The organism is Bradyrhizobium sp. (assembly GCF_019242285.1).
In the GTDB taxonomy this organism is placed as follows: domain Bacteria; phylum Pseudomonadota; class Alphaproteobacteria; order Rhizobiales; family Xanthobacteraceae; genus Bradyrhizobium.
This window is the reverse complement of sequence record NZ_JAFAVV010000411.1, coordinates 1-2,696: the sequence shown is the minus strand read 5'-3', so window position 1 is coordinate 2,696 and position 2,696 is coordinate 1. Positions and strand designations below refer to the sequence as shown.

3 protein-coding genes are annotated in these 2,696 nt (G+C 62.8%); 1 reads left to right on the top strand and 2 read right to left on the bottom strand.

Features of this window, described 5'->3' with window-relative positions; all coding sequences use genetic code 11:
- A partial coding sequence (locus tag JOY90_RS15910; RefSeq protein WP_367276943.1) for a helix-turn-helix domain-containing protein occupies positions 1–188 on the top strand: 188 nt, incomplete at its 5' end.
- Positions 189–328: 140 nt separating this feature from the next.
- Here JOY90_RS15910 and JOY90_RS15905 read toward each other — a convergent pair.
- Positions 329–1,009 (bottom strand): response regulator transcription factor, encoded by a 681-nt coding sequence (locus JOY90_RS15905; protein WP_291692070.1) that lies wholly within the window; start codon positions 1,007–1,009, stop codon positions 329–331.
- Positions 1,010–1,282: 273 nt separating this feature from the next.
- Positions 1,283–2,696: Do family serine endopeptidase (locus tag JOY90_RS15900; protein WP_291692069.1), on the bottom strand; the 1,414-nt coding region annotated here is incomplete at its 5' end.

Sequence of the window (2,696 nt, the reverse complement as noted above, 5' to 3'; positions counted from 1 at the left end):
CGGTATCGCCTGAGGAAGCAAGCGCCCTCACTGGTATTGGTCTCACCTCAATTCGCGAGGCGATTAGCAACGGCGATCTCAAGGCCAAGAAACACGGCAGGCGTACAATCATCCTGCCCGATGATCTGAAGATATGGTTGAATGCGCTACCAAATGTTGCAGGCAGAGAAACGGCGGATGCCAAATGAGAGACGAGAAAGGCCCGCCTCGGCGGGCTTTTTTCATCAGTTTACCACTTGGCGTCACCGATGGTTTGGAACCACAAATTCGGCAATAAATCGGCAATCCAATCGAGATAATAATTAAAATATCATTGTAAAACAATATGTTATCTTACACCGTCACGGATCATGTACCCCGCGCCGCGGATGGTGTGCAGCAGCGGCCGATCGAAGCCCTTGTCGATCTTGGAGCGCAACCGCGAAATATGCACGTCGATGACGTTGGTCTGCGGATCGAAATGATAGTCCCAGACGTTCTCCAGCAGCATGGTGCGCGTCACCACCTGGCCGGCATGCTTCATCAAATATTCGAGCAATCTGAATTCGCGCGGCTGCAAGGTCAATTCGTCCTTGCCGCGTGCCACACGGTGCGAGAGCCGGTCGAGCTCGAGATCGCCGACGCGATAGGTGGTCTCCTCGGCCGGGCCGACATTGCGGCGCGACAGCACCTCGACCCGCGCCAGAAGCTCGGCGAAGGAATAGGGTTTGGGCAGGTAATCGTCGCCGCCGGCGCGCAGGCCCTTGATGCGATCGTCGACCTGGCCCAGCGCGGACAGGATCAACACCGGTGTGCGGTTGCCCTTGTCGCGCAAGGCGCCGATCACCGACAGCCCGTCGCGCTTCGGCAGCATTCGGTCGACCACGAGCACATCGTAGGAGCCGCTTTCGGCCAGCGCCAAGCCCTCCTCGCCGTCGCCGGCGAGATCGGCGACGTGGCCGACTTCGCGGAAGGCCTTGACCAGGTAGTCGGCAGACTCGCGGTCGTCTTCGATGATCAGGAGGCGCATCTGCGGGGCGGTCGCGGTCAATTGGGTCGACTTTCCTTCAAGATGGCCTTCCCCGCGCTCGCACGCAAGGCAACCAAAGACCATGAGGTTAATCGAAAAAGTGGGCGGTGAAGCTGGGGGACTTCACCGCCCTGGAGACCTTCCGACGGAGGGGGGCGTTTTCCACCGGAAGGAGGGGAGGAAGGAGCGGGCTTGCGCCCGCTCCCCGGAAAGAGCCGTCGGCGGGGGCGACTGATGCCGGCGACACCCTCCATCTCGTAAACATGTGAGACGTCATCCCTTTGCCAAGGGGACTGCGACAAAACGTGACTGTCCGCCGCTCTTCACCCGCATCAGGACACTGTTCTTGTTGTCGGTGCGCGCGGCATTGATGGCGTCGCGAACGTCGGCTGCACTGGCAACCGTCTTGCCGGCAACCTCGAGAATGACGTCGCCTTCCTTGAAGCCGCGCTCGGCAGCCGCGCTCTTCGGGTCGACCTCGGTGATGACGACTCCCTCCTTGCCGGCGCCGGCCACGCTGTTGGCGGGCGCCACCGTCAGGCCGAGCTTCGGCACATCGGTGCCGCGGGTCGTGCTGCCATTGTCGCCATTGTCCGTGTCGGCCTTGGCCTCGACGGAGTTCGGCAACTGGCCGAGCGTCAGGTTGATGGTCTTGTCCGATCCCTTGTGCAGCACGTCGAGCTTGACGGAGGTGCCAGGCGGCAAACCGCCGATCGTGCGGGCGAGCTCTCTCGCATCCTTGACCTTGTCGCCGTTGACCGCGGTGATGACGTCACCGGACTCGATGCCGGCCTTGGCCGCCGGACCGTTGGACTGCGGCTCAGCGACCAGCGCACCTTCAGCCGACTTCAGGCCGAGGCTGTCGGCGATCTCCGGCGTCACCGGCTGGATCTGCACACCGATCCAGCCGCGGCTGACGGAGCCCTTGTCCTTCAACTGAGCGACCACGCTCTTGACCGTCGATGCGGGAATCGAGAACGCGATGCCGACGCTGCCGCCCGACGGCGAATAGATCGCGGTGTTGACACCGACCACCTCGCCCGCCGTGTTGAACGCCGGTCCGCCCGAGTTGCCCTTGTTCACGGGCGCGTCGATCTGGATGAAATCGTCATACGGGCCGTTGCCGATGTCGCGGCCCATGGCCGAGACGATGCCCGCGGTCACCGTGCCGCCGAGGCCGAACGGATTGCCGACCGCGAGCACCCAATCGCCGATCCGGGGCTTGGCCTCGGAAAGCTTGGCGAACGGAAAGTTCGAGCCGCCTTCGACCTTGATCAACGCGACATCGGTGCGCTGATCGGTGCCGATCACGGTTGCCTTGTAGCTCTTGCCGTCGTCGGTCGTGACCTCGACCTTGCTCGCGCCATCGACCACGTGATTGTTGGTCACGGCATAGCCGTCGGCCGAAATGAAGAAGCCCGAGCCCTGCCCCGTGATCATGCGACGACCGCCGCGCAGCCCCGGCGGGAGCCCATCCGGACCGCCGAAGCGGCGGAAGAAGCGCTCCATCGGCGAGCCCGGCTGGAACGGCCAGTCCTCCTCGTTATTATTGTTGTCGTCCTTGGCGACCTTCTCGTTGATGTTGACCTTGACGGAAATCACGGAGGGCTTCACGCGCTCGACGATGTCGGCAAAGCCGACCGGCTGAGCGACCTTGCTCACCTCGTTGTTGACCTGCGCATGCGCC

What these genes read in the sequence shown, in the direction of transcription:
- JOY90_RS15905 (WP_291692070.1), bottom strand. Translation starts at nt 1,009, where the DNA reads ATGCGCCTCCTGATCATCGAAGACGACCGCGAGTCTGCCGACTACCTG.